We start from the raw sequence: 13981 nt of genomic DNA, 5'->3' as shown, positions 1-13981 counted from the left end.
GCGGTGCGGTGCGCGTACCGCCTCGAAACGTCCTTCGCCGACGGCAGCCTCTTCCTGGACCTGCGCGGCACCTCCGACGATCCGGTCACGCCAGCCGACGCGCACGACCGTTTGTTGCGGATCATCGAGGTGCCCGCCGAGCGGATCCCGGCCGATCCGGACGACCGCGCCGCACTCTTCCGGACCTGCCTGCGCGGCCGGAGTTTCTTGCTGGTGCTGGACAACGCGGGCAGCACGGGCCAGGTGCGCCCGCTGCTGCCCGCCGAACCGAAATGCCGCGTCGTGATCACCAGCCGCTCCCGGCTGCCCGCATTGGACGAAGCCAGGCACGTCTCGCTGGGCGTCCTCCCGTCGGCTTCCGCCGCTGCGCTGGTCGCCGCTTTGACCGGCGCGACCCCCGACGCGGCACTGCGGATCGCCGACCGCTGCGGCCGTCTCCCGCTGGCCATCCGGATCGCCGCGGCCCGCCTGCGCGCTCACCCGGCGTGGGATGTCGCGGAGCTGGAGCGCCGCTTGGCCGACGAGACCCGCCGCCTGGGCGAACTCGACGACGGCGAACGAAGCCTGGCCGCGGCCTTTCGACTGTCGGTCCGTCAACTGGGGCAGCCGGAGGCCAGGCTGTTCGGACTGCTCGCGCTGCACCCCGGCCCGGACTTCGACGTAGCAGCCGCGCAAGCACTGGGCTCGCTGGATTCCTTGTCGGCGGAGCGCCTGCTGGACCGCCTGCACCAGGCGTACCTGCTCACCCAGCCGGAACTGGGCCGGTTCGGTTTCCATGACCTGGTAAGGGTTTTCGCCGCCTCCCGCGGCACTGACGAGGACGCTTTCCGCCGCCTGGCAGACTTCTCCGTGGCCACCGCGGAACGCGCCGACCGGGCGTTGAGCGGTCCGCGATACCGGCCGGAAGTGACGTACCCGGCCGGATTGCCGGAGGTCGAATTCCCGGACCAGGACAGCGCGATCGCCTGGTTCCGCGCGGAATGGCCGAACCTGGTCGCGCTCTGCCGCCGGGCGGGGGAGACGGAGCGATGCTGGCAGCTGGCGTTCTACCTGCGCGGTTTCTTCTACCTGACCAAACTGTGGGACCCGTGGATCGCGACGCACCGCTGGGCGCGCGCCGCCGCCGAGGCGGTCGGCAACCGCTGGGCCGCCGCCACGACCATCGCGAACCTGGGCATCGCCTACGTCGACCGCGGCGACCTGGACGAGGCTTCCCGCTGTTACCGCCAGGCTTTGGCGGAGTACCGGGAAATCGGCGACCGGCACGGCGAAGCGACCGCGCTGGCGCATTCCGCATGGGCAGAGCACTACCGAGGCAACCACGAACAAGCCCTGCGCGACTTGCGCGCGGCGGCCGACTTCTACGACCTGACCGGCAACCGCCGCAGCGGCGCCATCACGACGCGGGGTGTCGCGCTGGTCCTGACCGCACTGGGACGTCCGGCTGAAGCTGCCCGTCTGGTCGAGGAAACCTTGGCGGTGTTCGAAGAACTGGGGCTGGAACTGGACGTCGTGATGGGACTGAACTGCCTGGGCTGGGCGAGGTTCCGCGCTGGGGATTTCTCGGCCGCCGAGTCTGCTTACCGAGAAGCCGCGGCTCGCGGAGAGTCCTGCGGAAGTACCCACGAGGCGGCACGGGCTCACCTGGGTTTGGGAAATGTCGCTGCGGCGCAAGGGGTTGCTGGTGAGGCTGCCTCGCACTGGAGCGAGCTGAGGCCGCGCACCCCGATCTGGACCCAGTGACCGTGGGCGAGGCGGCTGCGCGCGCTGAGTATCCCCGGACCGATAGTGCGTGAGATTCCCGGACGGCGCGTGTCCTCCTGACGACCTGTTCACTTGACAAGGGAGAGACGATGCCTGACTCGACTGCGCACAAGACGGAACTGCGGACGCCCGGACTCGCCACCGACCAGGGCCAGACCACGGTCGCGGACGTCGTGGTCCAGAAAATCGCCGGGCTGGCCGCCCGAGAGGTCCCCGGAGTCCACGCCCTCGGCGGCGGCACCGCGCGGGCCTTCTCGGCGATCCGGGAGCGGATCCCCGGCGCGACGGCGTCCGCGGGCCAGGGCGTGTCGGTCGAGGTGGGGGAGAAGCAGGCAGCCGTCGACCTGCAGGTAGTGGTCGAATACGGAGCCTCGATCGCCGACGTGTCCCGCACCGTCCGCCGCGGCGTGGTCGACGGGGTGGAACACATGACCGGGCTGGAAGTGGTGGAGGTGAACATCGCGGTGACCGACCTGCACCTGCCGGAGGACGGCGAGGAAGGCGCGGCGGAATCCGGCCGGGTGGCGTGAGGTCGACTCCGGTTGGCGACCGTTTTGCCCGTGCCGTCGGCCTCCACGATGGACTGCGCGCGCTGCCCAACTCGTCCGGCCGCTGGTGGTTGTTGCCGGACTTGAGTGATCGTGACGGGCGGGAGCTGAGTCGTCGGGCCGTCTCGGCAGTCAGGTCGCGGTTGCCCGGCTACGCGATTCACCGGATTGGCCCTGCCTTGCGGCACGAGGTGCACCTCGGCCGCGGAGGGGCGGGGTGGGCTGGCACCTGGTTCCGGCGCGGTGGATTCGTCCTGGGCCGTAGCTGACCTCGATTGCGGTGCCGGGTGATTCACCGCTGTAGCTGGAAGCTGCCTCGTCGCGAGCTTCGCCTGGTGATTGTTCTCGGGCGTCCCATGCTTCGCGCCTCAGCCCAGTGACGGCTATCGACCGCAGTTGCCTCGCCTCCGTTGAGGCCCGGTGCGGCTGTCGTGTGTCTGTCGGGGGCGGGCTGCGGTTGTCTCGTCTCCGTTGGGCCCTGGTGGCGGTTGTCGTGCGTTTGTCGGGGGCGGGCTGTGGTTGCGTCGTCTCCGTTGGGGCCTGGTGGCGGTTGTCGTGCGTTTGTCGGGGGCGGGCTGCGGTCGTCTCGCCTCCGTTGGGCCCTGGTGGCGGTTGTCGTGCGTCTGTCAGGGCCCGGCAGCGGTTGTTCTGCCTCTGTCGGGGCTTGGCCGCGTCGCGGATCCGCCGAGGCCAGGGCAGTCTTGCGTCACCCTCGGAGCCGGGTGCGAGGCGAAGTGGCGTCCGGAGTGTGCCCGTCGTCTCTGCCCGGTGCGGCCGGGCTTTCGGGCCGGGCCGGTGCGTGTTGGGATGGGCGGATGGGATCGTCGCCCGAGCCGGTTGAGCAGTTGCCTCGCGTGGCGGGGTTCCGGGCGCTGATGTTCGCGTTGCCGCCGGTCGGGCGGCGGTGGTCGGCGGGATTGCGGGCCGCCGCGGCGGTGGCCGTTCCGGGGATCGCGCTGGTGCTGGCGGGCGCTTCGGCCTCGGCGTTGTTCGTCACGCTGGGGACGTTCGCGGTCTTGTACGGCGAGGGACGGCCGTACCGGGTCCGGGCGGGCGTCGTGGCGACCGCTGGCGCCGGGGTGCTCGCGGCGGCTGCGCTGGGTGCTTCGGTGGGGACGGTGGTTCCGCCGGGGCCGGTATCGGTGCTGGTGGTTTCGGCGGTATCGGTGCTGGCGACGTACGTCGTCGACGCGTTGCGCCTTGGACCGCCCGGGCCGTTGTTCTTCGCGCTCGTTTGCGCGGGTGCGCAAGCGGCGGTCGAGGCTGGAGCCCGGCCGTGGGTGGTGCTGGGGTGCGCTGCCGCGGGCGTCGCGTCGTCGGTCGTGGTGTCGATGGTCGGGGTACTGGCTGACCGGACCAAACCGGAGCGGACTGCCGTAGAACGTGCGGTGCGGTCGGTCGACGCGTTCGTCTCGGCGGACCGGAAAACGGCGGAGGCTCGGCACGCGGCCGGTGCTGCGGTGTCTGCGGCGTGGACCGCGCTGCATGACGCGGGACATCCGCGCCGGGGCACGAAGCCGGATCTGGTGGCGACATTGCTTGCCGCCCACCGGAAATTCGCCGACGCTTCGCCGGGCGAGGCGGTTGAGTTGCCGCCGGGGAAGCTGCCGTTGCCGCGACCGAGCATCGGGTATCGGCTGCGGCGCGCGGTGCCGTTGCGCTCGCATGCCGCGTTGACGGCGTTACGCGTTGGCGCTGGTTGCGTGGTCGCCGGGGAACTGGCGGTGGCAGTCGGATTTGGCCGGCCGCATTGGGCGGTGCTGAGTGCGTTGGTCGTGCTGCAGCAGGGATTGGACCGGCGGCGGGCGAATGTGCGTGCGCTGCACCGGTTCGTGGGGACCGCGGCTGGACTGGTGTTGTTCGGCTTGGTGATGATGGTCGCGCCGTCCGGGATCGTGCTGATCTTGATTCTGGCGGTGCTGCAGTTCTGCGTGGAGTTGGTGGTGCCGCGGAACTACGCGGTGGCGACAGTCGTCATCACGCCGCTCGCGCTGCTGGCCGCCGGGGTGGCGAGCGTGCCAGGCCCGGTATGGCCCGCGGTGGCGGACCGCTTCGCCCAGACGGCGATCGGGGTCGCGGTGGCGGTGGCCGTGCAGTACGCGGTGGTGCCGCGCGCGCATCGGAAGACGTTGGGCTGGACCGGATCCCGCGTTCGCGCCGCCGCCCGCACGGTGCTGGCCGGTGCGCCGGTTCCGCGTGCCGCCGCGCGCCGGGACCTCCAGTTCGAACTGGAAGGGGCGACCCGGGCCGGGGTGGATTCGGTGCACAACGAGCCTGGCTGGGCCGCCGAGCGATGGCCCGCCCACGCAGCCCTGGTCCACGACGGTTACGACCTGCTCCAGGCCTGCTGGTCCGCACCGGATGCCGGGTTGCGGGAGGTGGGCCGGTGGGAGCGCGCTTTCGGCCGGTGAGGCTGGGCCCTGCTCGCTGGTCCGTGCTGGACGACGGGTCGCGGCTCGTGGGGCGGTGGGAGCGTGCTTTCGGCTGGTGACGCTGGGCCTTGTTCGCCGGTTCGTGCCGGGTGACGGGTTGCGGCTCGTGGGGCGGTGGGAGCGCGCTTTCGGCTGGTGACGCCGGGCCTGCTCGCCGGGTCCGCGCCGGAGGACGGTTGCGGCTCGTGGGGCAGTAGGACCGTGCATTCGGCGGGTCGAGCTGGAGCCTGTTTGCTGGTCCGCGCCGGATACCGGATTGGGGGCCTCGGACGGTGGCAGCGGGTCTTCGGCTGGTGAGGCGTAGGTGCCTGCTTGCTGGTCTTCGCCGGGTGACGGATTGCGGGATGCGGGGCGGCGAGAGCGTGCGTTTGGCCGGTAAAGGCGTAGACCTGCTGGGCTGGACGGCGGCTCGGGTGGTTGATGCGCGGCGGGTGCGCCCGCCCGGCGGATGGCAGGTACGGGCACAAGGCGGCGCAGATGCCGGGCGAGGCTGAGGCGCCTGCGCGGCGGCATCGGAGGCTGGCGTGGTCAATGCCCGGATGCTGAGCACCAGCGAGCGGCTCGGGGCCGTGGCCGTGAGCCAGTCATCAGCACAGACTCCGCCCGCCTCAGCGCGCAAAACGTCAGCAACCCGCCCAGCTACCAGGGTCGCAGGGCCGCCTCGATCTCCTCCTCGTCCGCTTCGCCGGGAGTGATCGTCAGCGGGCCCGCGACGTCCAGCAGACCCGGATGCCGGACCGTCCAGTTCAGCACCGGCAGGGAATCCTTCGTCAGGTCGTGCGCGGATGTCACGGTGACGCCGGGCGTCGGGCCGCACGTGACCAGGTCCGCGGACGGGCCGCGGCCGTCGCTGTGGCAGAAGGCGGCTCGGCCGCCCGCGGACAGGGCCAGCAGCGCCGGGGCGCCGTCGGCGGTGACGGCTGGCAGGACGTGGTCGTAGCCAGCCATCCGGCGCAGCACCAGCCGGTGCACGCGGCGGCCTCGGATGCTGGTCATCGACGCGGTGTAGGTGCGGGCGACGGCATCGAGCCGTTCTGGGTCCACGGGCGTCAGGCTTCCTCCTCCACCGGCACCGGGCTGGGTGACCGGACAAACCAGGCTCCGACCACCGCGACCACTCCGATGCAGCCCGCGACGACGAAGGACATCTGCAGGCCGTTGGCATCGGGGCTCACCGCGGCGTGTTCGGTGCTGCTGAGAGTCGCAACGCTGACGAATACCGCGGTGCCCAGCGCGCCCGCGACCTGTTGGAGCGTCGAGAGGATCGCGCTGCCGTGCGAGTAGAGATGGTCGGGCAGCGCCGCGAGCGACTCGGTCATCAGCGGCGTCATCATCAGGCCGAGTCCGGCCATCAGGACGATGTGGATGCCGATCACCGCGATCAGCGGCGAATCCGCGCCCAGCAAGGAGAACAGCCACAGAGCGACCGTCATCGCGAGCGCGCCCGGCAGCACCAGCGGACGGGCGCCGACCCGGTCGAACAGGGCGCCGACCGGACGGCCGAGCAAGCCCAGCACCAAACCGCCGGGCAGGACGGCCAGGCCGCTGACGAACGTGGACTTGTGCAGGACGGTCTGCAGATACAGCGGCAACAGGATCGCGCCCGCGCCGATCAGGCACATGAACAGCAACGCGCTCAGCGCCAGTGCGACGACGAAACTGCGGTGGGTGAACGGTCGCAGGTCCAGCAGAGCGCGATCGCGTTGCTGCAGGCGGAGTTGCCGCCAGCCGAACGCCGCCAGCGACACCACGCCGACCACGATGGGCAGCCACGGCGGCATCAGCGCGGTTTCGGCGGATTCGCCCGCTGACGACAGGCCGTACAAGACTCCGCCGAAACCGACGGCGGACAGGATGACGGAGAGGACGTCGAGCGGAACCTGGCGGGTCTCGCTGTCGATCCGCAGCTGCAGCATTCCGGTGACCAGCGCGGCCAGCGACAGCGGCAGCACGATGAAGAACATCCACCGCCAGCCGAGCGACGACAGCACCGCGCCGCCGATCGTCGGGCCGATCGCGGGCGCGACCGCGATGACGATGCTGATCGTGCCCATCGTCGCGCCGCGCCGTTGCGCCGGAACCAGCCGCATCACGGTGGTCATCAGCAGCGGGATCATCACCGCGGTGCCGCACGCCTGCACGACCCGGCCGACCATCAGCAGTTCGAACCCGGGAGCGACGCCGCACAGCAGCGTGCCGAGGCTGAACGAGGAGAGCGAGAAGACGAACACCTGCCGCGGCGTGAACCGTTCGAGCAGGAACCCCGTCGCCGGGATCACCACCGCCATCGTGAGCAGGAACCCGCTCGTGAGCCACTGGATCGTGGTGGTCGGCACGGAGAGGTCGACGGTGAGGTCGCGCAGCGCGATGCTCAGGATGGTCTCGTTGAGGATCATCACGAACGCCGACAGCACGAGCACGCTGATCAGCAGCCCGGGCTTGGCGGGCGGCCGCGCCGGGGCCTCCGGGGCCGGGGACGAGATGCCGCTCATGCGCGCACCTCGCCAGCCGTCGCGCGGACCGAGGTACAGGCGAATTCAGGCATCGCGAACCGGGCGGCGTCGCCTCGGGCGCTCGCGAAAGCGACGGGTGCGAGGTCGGCGGCACGGACGCGGCGGGCGTCGGCCGACGGACGGCCGGGGAACGTCGGACGGCTGCCGGGAGAAGCTCTGCGCGCGGCTTCACCGGCCGCAGCGGACGGGGTAGGGGACTGCTGGATCTTCACCCGGCCAGGATACGGATGAGCACCGACAAAACCGGCGTCGTTTTCCTCCCGCGGCCCGCGCCGGTGCTCGGGACCGCGCGTCGGCCAGGCCAAGAAAAAGCTGTCCGACCAGCGGAGGGACGGCTGCTTACCGGATCACGAAGCGAATGAGGAATCTCTTCCGCGACCTCACGGATTCATCGCCAGCACCAGGAATCCCGCCAGCAACACCAAATGCACCCCGCCCTGCAGCCGGGTCGCCCGCCCAGGCACCACCGTCAGCACACTGACCACCACGGTGAGCGCGAGCAGCACGATGTGCGTCGGCCCGAGTCCCAGCAGCAGCGGGCCCTTCAGCCACACCGAAGCGAGGGCGATGACCGGAATCGTCAGGCCGATGCTGGCGATCGCGGATCCGTACGCGAGGTTGAGGCTGATCTGCATCCGGTCGCGCCGGGCCGCGCGGACCGCCGCGAGCGTTTCCGGGGCCAGAATCAGCAGCGCGATCACCACGCCGACGAACGACTGCGGCAGCCCGGCCGCCCGCACGCCCGCCTCGATCGCCGGCGATTCGACCTTCGCCAGACCGACCACGGCAACCAATGCGACCAGCAGCAGACCGAGACTCACCAAGGTCTTCTGGGGGCTCGGCGGTTCCGCGTGCTCTTCCTCGCGGGTCTCGCCGTCGGCGTCGACGGGGAGGAAGAAATCGCGGTGGCGGACGGTCTGCGTCATCACGAACATGGCGTACAAGACCAGGGACGCACCGGCCGCGAAAGCCAGCTGCGGCGCGGAGAACGCCGGACCGGGAGTGCTCGCGGTGAACGTCGGCAGCACGAGACTCAGCGTCGCCAACGTCCCGACGGTCGCCAGTGCCGCGCCGCTGCCTTCGGGATTGAACCGGGTTTCCCCGTATCGGCGCGCGCCCACGAACAGCGACAGGCCGACGATGCCGTTGGTGGTGATCATCACGGCCGCGAAGACCGTGTCGCGGGCCAGCGTGTCGGCATTGTCGCCGCCGGATGCCATCATCGTGACGATCAGCGCGACTTCGATCACCGTCACCGCGACCGCGAGCACCAGCGAGCCGTACGGTTCGCCGACCCGGTGCGCGACCACCTCGGCGTGGTGCACCGCGGCGAGAACCGTGCCCGCGAGCGCGATCGCCACCAGCGCGACCGGCACCGGACCCAGCGTGCGGCCCCAGGTGAGCGCCAGCAGAACCAGGGCGACCAGCGGCAGCAAAGTGGTCCAGGACAACAGATAACCGCGGACGCTCGCCATGCGCACACCCTGGCATATCGGACCTGCGGTCGCCGGGCATGCCGGCCTCGCGGGGGAGTGTCGCGTCCGAAATGGACACTGCCGGTCGCGCGGCCCGGCGCGAAATTCACTCGTTCGGCGTAGCGAATGCAGGGTTCCGCAGGTCGGCGGCGGGGTACGCGCGGCGGACAGGGGAGATCGGTGCGGAAAGGAGCCGAGATGACCCGCGAAATGAAGATGGCCGACCGCGCGATGCCGGCGGGCGGCGACGGCGCGGAGTACTCGTTCTGGCGCGAGCACACGCACATCAACCTGAGCCCGGTAGCCGCGCCGTCGATCCTGGGACTCGCCGGGTTCGCGGTGTCGACGTTCATGGTGGCGGCCAACATGGCGGGCTGGTTCGGCAACGGGACGACGACGCCCCTGCTGCTGGCCCCGTTCGCGTTCGCTTTCGGCGGCGTCGCGCAGTTCCTCGCCGGGATGTGGTCCTACCGGGCCCGCGACGCGCTCGCCACGGTCGTGCACGGCGCGTGGGGAGCGTTCTGGATCGGCTACGGCGTGTACCAGCTGTTCGTCGGCCTCGGCGGACTGCCCTCGACGACGGCGAGCCCGGTCGCGGCGGCCGCGATCGGCTTCTGGTTCATCGGGCTCGCGGCGATCACCTGGACCGGCGCGCTCGCCGCGCTGGCCGAAAGCATGGTGCTCTGCGTGCTGCTCGCGGTCCTCGCCGCCGGGGCGACGCTGCTGGCGATCGGCCTGATCGGCGACGTCGGCGTCGTGCGCACCATCGCCGCGTACTTCCTGCTCGCGTCCGCGGTGCTGGCCTGGTACGCGTGCAGCGCGATGGTGCTCGAAGCGGCGCACCACCGGGTGATCCTGCCGATGGGCGTGCGCGCTCCGCGACCCGCCCGGACGACCACGGTGCCGTTGCACCAGGCCATCCAGTTCGATCACGGAGAGCCGGGGATCAGGGCCGGGCAGTAGCCGGCGAGGAGGTGACTACGGATGAAGATGAGCATGGCGCTCACCGCGTTGACCCCGCAGGACCGGAAACTGCGGGAAAGCAGGCTGCCGCTCGCCGCGGAGTTCCTGGCCGGGGCGTGGCTGGTGTTCGCGGCTTTCGCCTACAGCTACTCGTTCACGCTGTCCGCGACGGCCGGGTTCTGGAACAGCCTCGCGTGCGGGATCGCCGTGGCGGCGGTCGCGCTGGTCCGGTTCGGCCTGCCGGAACGGGCGCGCTGGCTGGGGCTGGTCAACGTCGCGATCGGGTTCTGGCTCATCGCCGCGCCGTTCGCGTTCGGCTATCCGGTCGACGGCCATCGCGACGCCATCCGCACGAATTCGCTGATTGTCGGCGTTCTGCTGGCGATTTTCGCCGTCATCTCGGTGACCGTCGCGTACCGCAGGCACAGCGGCGACTTCCGGGAGTAAGGAGGATGTACTGGCCGGTGCTGGCGGTGCTCGCGATCGGCGTGCTCGCCTTGGGCAGCGCGGGGTTGCGTGCGGTCAAGGCGGTGCCGCCGGCCCGGAAGGAGACGCTCGTCGGCGCCTGGCTGGTGGCCGCGTCGGGCGTGATGTGGTGGGCGTCCGCGCCCGCGGCCGGGGCGGTGTTCCTGGTGATCGGCGCGGCGGTCGTGTTCGGCGCGGCGCTGGCGAACGGGCGACTGCCGTCCCGGTGAAGAAAGCAGGGGTTTGCCGCGGGCCGCGGCCGGTTACTCGCTCCGGGTGAGGCCGGGCGGCTTTCGGCTGCCCGGCGATTGTCGGGTGCGCGGGAGGTCGGTCATGACGCAGCTGAAGGCCCGGCCGGCGGCGATCGCCGCCGCGCCCCGCCGCGGCAAAAAAGGCGCGGTGCTGCTGGGCATCCTGAGCACCACCGACCACAAGAAGATCGGGCTGCTTTACCTCGGCACGTCGTTCGCGTTCTTCCTCGCCGGCGGTGCGATGGCGCTGCTGATGCGCGGCGAACTGGCCCAGCCGGGCCTGCAGTTCCTGTCGCAGGAGCAGTACAACCAGCTGTTCACCATGCACGGCACGATCATGCTGCTGCTCTACGCGACGCCGAATGTGTTCGGATTCGCCAATTTCGTGCTGCCGCTGCAGATCGGTTCGCCGGATGTCGCGTTCCCGCGGCTGAACGCGTTTTCCTACTGGCTGTACCTTTTCGGCGGATTGATCGTGCTGAGCGCGTTCCTCACGCCGGCGGGCGCTCCGGACTTCGGCTGGACCGCCTACACGCCGTTGTCGGACGCCGTGCACAGTCCCGGCGTCGGCGGCGATCTGTGGATCATGGGTCTCATCGTCTCCGGCCTCGGCACCATTCTCGGCGCGGTCAACATGACCACGACAATTCTGTGCCTGCGCGCGCCGGGAATGACCATGTTCCGGATGTCGCTTTTCACCTGGAACATCCTGTTCACTGGTATTCTGGTGCTGATCGCGTTCCCGATCCTCACCGCCGCGCTGTTCGCGCTGGAGGCCGACCGGCGGCTCGGCGCGCACGTTTTCGACCCGGCCAACGGCGGCGCTATTCTCTGGCAGCACCTGTTCTGGTTCTTCGGCCATCCCGAGGTGTACATCGTCGCGCTGCCGTATTTCGGGATCGTCACCGAGATCATTCCGGTGTTCAGCCGGAAACCGCTCTACGGCTACCGGATGATGATCTTCGCGACAGTCGCCATCACCGGGCTTTCCGCGACAGTGTGGGCGCACCACATGTTCGCCACGGGCGCGGTCCTGCTGCCGTTCTTCTCGATCATGACGTTCCTCATCGCGGTGCCGACCGGGCTGAAGTTCTTCAACTGGATCGGCACGATGTGGAAGGGGACGCTGTCGTTCGAATCGCCGATGCTGTGGTCGGTCGGATTCCTGGTCACGTTCCTGCTCGGCGGCCTGACCGGCGTGCTGCTGGCCGCTCCCGCGCTGGACTTCCACATCACCGACACGTATTTCGTCGTCGCGCACTTCCACTACGTGCTGTTCGGCACGATCGTGTTCGCGACGTTCGCCGGGATCTACTTCTGGTTCCCGAAGATGACCGGCCGGATGCTCGACGAATCGCTCGCGAAATGGCACTTCTGGACGACGTTCATCGGCTTCCACACGACGTTCCTGGTGCAGCACTGGCTCGGCGCGGAAGGGATGCCGCGCCGGTACGCGGACTACCTGCGCAGCGACGGGTTCACTTTGCTGAACACGATTTCCACGATCGGCGCGTTCATTCTCGGCGCTTCGGTGCTGCCGTTCATCTGGAACGTGGTGAAGAGCTACCGCTACGGCGAGCAGGTCGAGGTGGACGATCCGTGGGGCTTCGGCAACTCCCTGGAATGGGCGACGTCGAGCCCGCCGCCGCGGCACAATTTCACCGAACTGCCGAGGATCCGCTCCGAACGGCCCGCTTTTGAACTGCATTACCCGGAGATCGTGGAGCGGATGCGGGAGGAGCAGCACATCCACTGGGGCAAGCGGTCGCGGGAGAAATCGGACGCCTGAGCAGGTCTGGATGCGAAGGGAGCCCCGCGCGGTCAGCTCTGCTGGCGGCGGAATTCGTCCAGCACCCGGCGTTCCCGCTTGGTCGGACGCCCCGCGCCGCGCTCGCGGCGGGCGACCGGGATCGACGCTTCCGGCGGAGGCTTCGGGGTGCGGTCGATCAGGCAGGTGGCCGCGACCGCGGCGCCGACCCGTTTCTGGATCACCTGCACGACCTCGACCACGCGCGTCGTCGTCCCGATCCGCGCCCGGACCTCGTCGCCGGGCACGACCGACGTCGCGGGTTTCGCCGGACGGTCGTTCACGCGCACGTGCCCGCCGCGGCAGGCGGCCGCGGCGTCGGCGCGCGTCTTGGTCAGCCGGACCGCCCAGAGCCAGCGGTCGATCCGCGTCGATTCCATGCGTCCATCATGGCGCGTCCCATTGCCAGCGCAGGCCGAGGATCCCCGGAGTGACCGCGGCCGACACGACGTGCGCGGGAAGGCCCTGGGTGATCGGCAGTTCGCCGACGGTCGTCTCCGGCCCGGCGGGGAAGTCGAGCCGGTAGGCGTGGCAGGCCCGCGGTTCGAAACCGGGCGCGAAATGCAGTTCCAGCAGGTGCTCGTGCACAGCGTTGCGGAACCGGCGCTCGTACGACCAGTCCGGGCGGTCGTCGGTGAACTCGAACTCGTACTCGGCGATCGCGGTCTCGCCCCGGTCCAGTCCGCGGCCGAGGACGAGTTCGGCCACGGTGAACCCCTCCTCGACCAGGGTTTCCGTGCGCCCGGGCGAGCAGTAGCGGGTGCGCACCAGCTTCGGCGGGCAGCCGGGACCGACGCCGTGCGCGGTGACCAGCCGGATGTGCGTGTCGTCCTCGGTCGCGCGGACGACCTCGCGCACTTCCAGCCGGTGCAGCCGCCGGTCCGGGCCGACGTGCACGGCCTCGTGGAGGCTGACGACGACCAGCGACGTCCGATACGCGGTCTCGAACGAGTTCAGCACCCGCAGCACGGCGTTGCGCCGTCCCCACAGCCTTTCCCAGCGCACGACGGGAACCGGCGGCGGCTCCGGATCGCGCTCGATCAGCCCGGTCAGCGAACCCGGCGGCAGGTCGAGCACGCCCTCGAGAATGCGCACGGCGACGCGCGAGCGAGCGCGGGCCGGCACGGTGCGGCCGGTCCGCCAGTAGCTGAGGGTCGTGGTGCTGACCGCCGCACCGGCGGCGGCGAGCCGGTCGCGCAGCCGGTCGAGGCCGAGTCCGCTGCGGTCGATGGCCAGCGTCAGGGCGCGGCTGAACGGCCCGTCCGCCAGCGCGTCGGCGAGCCGGTCCGGCTGGGTGCCGGGACCTGTCGAGAACACCTGCGTCCTCCTCGGGTCGTCCCCACCCATTCGCCTCCGGAACGGGCGGCGGCGCAACCGTCGAAGGTCGGGTCTTGGCCGGTCAGCGCGGTTCCTCGACGAAGGGCTCGCGGAGTTCGACGAGCCAGTCGCGTTCGTCGCCGGAAGTGTGCGGACAGATCTCGCGGGGGAAGCCGTGCTCGTCGGTCCACCGGGCGAGCGCCTGGCAGCCGGTGAGGGATCTGCTCGCCGGGCCGCGGCGGGCCAGCGTCGCGACGCTGGCGGCGGGCAGTTCGGCCACCTCCAGGCCGTTCGGCGACGGCGCCGGACACCGTGAGCGCGGCTTGACCTGAGCGGGCCGGAGCAGGCCGAGCGCGTCGTAATGGCGCGGAGCCCAGTGTCCCGCCGGAACGGGAAAGGGCCGGCCCCCTGCGCCGGCCCCCTCCCGGCCGCGCCCCCGTCCCCCA

Annotated in this window: 14 protein-coding genes; 7 read left to right on the top strand and 7 right to left on the bottom strand. The window is 70.6% G+C overall.

Annotated elements, in window-relative coordinates; translation table 11 throughout:
* From D0D37_RS42585 to D0D37_RS42575, 3 genes are all read left to right on the top strand, one after another.
* A partial coding sequence (locus tag D0D37_RS42585) for a tetratricopeptide repeat protein (RefSeq protein WP_208720529.1) occupies positions 1-1743 on the top strand: 1743 nt, incomplete at its 5' end.
* Positions 1744-1853: 110 nt separating this feature from the next.
* Positions 1854-2294: an Asp23/Gls24 family envelope stress response protein gene (locus D0D37_RS42580; RefSeq protein WP_116206243.1), complete on the top strand. Its 441-nt coding sequence runs from the start codon at positions 1854-1856 to the stop codon at positions 2292-2294.
* Between the two features lie 833 nt (positions 2295-3127).
* The gene (locus tag D0D37_RS42575; RefSeq protein ID WP_116206242.1) at positions 3128-4723 is read left to right on the top strand and encodes an FUSC family protein; all 1596 of its coding nucleotides are present in this window, start codon (positions 3128-3130) and stop codon (positions 4721-4723) included.
* A 660-nt stretch (positions 4724-5383) separates the two neighbouring features.
* On the opposite strand, the gene D0D37_RS42570 is transcribed toward D0D37_RS42575, so the two are convergent.
* The 4 genes from D0D37_RS42570 to D0D37_RS42560 form a co-directional block, all read right to left on the bottom strand.
* Entirely contained in the window at positions 5384-5788 is a 405-nt protein-coding gene (locus D0D37_RS42570; protein WP_116206241.1) for a hypothetical protein, read from the bottom strand.
* Between the two features lie 5 nt (positions 5789-5793).
* Positions 5794-7236 carry an MDR family MFS transporter gene (locus tag D0D37_RS42565; protein WP_116206240.1) on the bottom strand — a complete coding sequence of 481 codons (1443 nt, stop codon included), beginning with the start codon at positions 7234-7236 and terminating at the stop codon, positions 5794-5796.
* Positions 7233-7469, bottom strand: a complete 237-nt coding sequence (locus D0D37_RS47020; protein WP_162834749.1) for a hypothetical protein — start codon at positions 7467-7469, stop codon at positions 7233-7235. The genes D0D37_RS42565 and D0D37_RS47020 overlap by 4 nt, the downstream gene beginning before the upstream one ends.
* Positions 7470-7637: 168 nt before the next feature.
* Entirely contained in the window at positions 7638-8732 is a 1095-nt protein-coding gene (locus D0D37_RS42560; protein ID WP_116206239.1) for a calcium:cation antiporter, read from the bottom strand.
* Positions 8733-8930: 198 nt separating this feature from the next.
* On the opposite strand from D0D37_RS42560, the gene D0D37_RS42555 reads away from it, so the two are divergent.
* The 4 genes from D0D37_RS42555 (at position 8931) to ctaD (ending at position 12200) form a co-directional block, all read left to right on the top strand.
* Positions 8931-9695: an acetate uptake transporter family protein gene (locus D0D37_RS42555; RefSeq protein WP_167493642.1), complete on the top strand. Its 765-nt coding sequence runs from the start codon at positions 8931-8933 to the stop codon at positions 9693-9695.
* Positions 9696-9716: 21 nt separating this feature from the next.
* Positions 9717-10142, top strand: a complete 426-nt coding sequence (locus D0D37_RS42550) for an SPW repeat domain-containing protein (protein WP_116206238.1) — start codon at positions 9717-9719, stop codon at positions 10140-10142.
* A 5-nt stretch (positions 10143-10147) separates the two neighbouring features.
* Positions 10148-10390 carry a hypothetical protein gene (locus D0D37_RS42545; RefSeq protein WP_116206237.1) on the top strand — a complete coding sequence of 81 codons (243 nt, stop codon included), beginning with the start codon at positions 10148-10150 and terminating at the stop codon, positions 10388-10390.
* Positions 10391-10493: 103 nt separating this feature from the next.
* On the top strand, positions 10494-12200 hold the full coding sequence (ctaD, locus tag D0D37_RS42540; RefSeq protein ID WP_116206236.1) for an aa3-type cytochrome oxidase subunit I: 1707 nt from the start codon (positions 10494-10496) through the stop codon (positions 12198-12200).
* Between the two features lie 32 nt (positions 12201-12232).
* On the opposite strand, the gene D0D37_RS42535 is transcribed toward ctaD, so the two are convergent.
* The 3 genes from D0D37_RS42535 to D0D37_RS47660 all read right to left on the bottom strand — a co-directional run.
* Complete coding sequence (locus D0D37_RS42535; protein ID WP_208720528.1) at positions 12233-12598, bottom strand: RNA-binding S4 domain-containing protein; 366 nt, start codon at positions 12596-12598, stop codon at positions 12233-12235.
* A gap of 7 nt (positions 12599-12605) precedes the next feature.
* On the bottom strand, positions 12606-13535 hold the full coding sequence (locus D0D37_RS42530) for a hypothetical protein (RefSeq protein ID WP_116206235.1): 930 nt from the start codon (positions 13533-13535) through the stop codon (positions 12606-12608).
* Between the two features lie 82 nt (positions 13536-13617).
* Positions 13618-13981 (bottom strand): GyrI-like domain-containing protein (locus tag D0D37_RS47660; protein ID WP_425267031.1); only part of this gene is annotated, 364 nt, incomplete at its 5' end.

Origin of the sequence: Amycolatopsis circi (assembly GCF_003385235.1) — a bacterium.
GTDB lineage: Bacteria > Actinomycetota > Actinomycetes > Mycobacteriales > Pseudonocardiaceae > Amycolatopsis > Amycolatopsis circi.
The sequence above is the reverse complement of the archived record's forward strand: the minus strand, read 5'-3'. Positions and strand labels throughout refer to the sequence as shown.